The 1,380-nt window shown below is 39.9% G+C and carries 1 protein-coding gene; it reads left to right on the top strand.

The annotated features are described in order from the left end of the window. The first annotated feature begins 110 nt into the window (after nt 1-110). Nucleotides 111-1,235 carry an IS4 family transposase gene (locus tag BFL01S_RS19595; protein ID WP_061786720.1) on the top strand — a complete coding sequence of 375 codons (1,125 nt, stop codon included), beginning with the start codon at nt 111-113 and terminating at the stop codon, nt 1,233-1,235. Nucleotides 1,236-1,380: the final 145 nt, after the last annotated feature.

Raw genomic sequence — 1,380 nt, 5'->3', positions numbered from 1 at the left:
AAAGCCCTTTATAAATCTGAATTTTCTGCAATATTATTCATGCACAAAAAAATCCTTTATAATGGTTGGGTGGTAGTAAACCATCCAAATCCAAAATAAAGGACATACACATGGATAAGTTTACACGAAAAACATCATTTGAACAATGGCTTTCACCGATTTCCTCCACAAAACTAGAGGAACTTGTGGAAGCCTATCAATTAAATTACTATACAAAGAAGCTGTACATTGCTTCATTCTTGAAATTACTCGTATTCGCACAACTCAACGAAACCGAAAGTCTACGTGCGGTTAGTGATACGTTATTCTCGGATGACCTACAAAAAGCAACCGAACTAGAATCAATTAGCTTTTCGCAACTGGGACGCCGGCTAAATCAAGTGCCGACAGAGGTGTTCCAGCAGGTGTTTCTAGATTTAGTCGCGCAAATTCATAAGAAAACGCATTTTGAAAAGCGACGGAAAATGACAACACCACTGAAAATCATCGACTCAAGTACGTTACCATTGAACCTGAACAATCATAAATGGGCTGAATTCCGCAAAACAAAATCAGGCATTAAGCTCCATTTACGTCTTGTTTACTTAGAAAAGGGCTGTTCATACCCGGATAAAGCGGTGTTAACGAATGCGATTGAACATGATCGAGGTCAGCTAGAAGTACTTGTTGACGACAAAGAGTGCATGTATGTTTTTGACCGTGGTTACTTGGATTACAAGCAATTTGACCGTATGACAGACGACGGGTATTTCTTTGTCTCACGCTTACGAAAAAACGCCGTTACACATCAAATCGAGAAATTTCACCTTCCAAAAAATTCAACTGTTTTATCAGATGAAATGATTTCTTTGGGCACAGCACAAAGTCGGGCTGGTAATGAGTTTCGACTACTGAAAGTGATGGATTCAAAAGGGAATGAGCTGCACCTCATCACGAATCGTTTCGACTTAAATGCGGATGAACTCGCTGAACTGTACAAATCACGCTGGGCAATCGAGCTGTTTTTCAAGTGGATGAAACAACACTTGAACATCAAAAAGTTCTACGGACAAAGCGAACAAGCTGTCCATAATCAAGTGTACATCGCGATGGTTGTCTACTGTTTAAACGTACTGGCTCAGTTGGGTACAAACAGTTCACGGACGTACTTACAAATTAGTCGGTTGTTAAAAGCAGCACCGTGGAAATCCGCACACATTTGGATTCGAAAAATAGCAGGAAGAGCTGTCCCGTAAAGGTTTAACCGTCTCTGTCGCCCTCGCCAAAGGTTATAGTGAAAAAATGGATGATTACTACCTCTGTTCACGTGTCTTCATTTTTCTTCTCAAACGGAAAAATAATAAAACAGAAAATTCAGTCAATATTTATGCGACGTTAGTG

The sequence above is a fragment of the Priestia flexa NBRC 15715 genome (genome assembly GCF_001591565.1).
Lineage (GTDB): Bacteria > Bacillota > Bacilli > Bacillales > Bacillaceae_H > Priestia > Priestia flexa.
This window is presented reverse-complemented; position numbering and strand designations above follow the sequence as displayed.

Excerpts from the sequence above, each read along its gene's own strand:
- BFL01S_RS19595 (WP_061786720.1), top strand. The coding sequence starts at position 111 with ATGGATAAGTTTACACGAAAAACATCATTTGAACAATGGCTTTCACCG.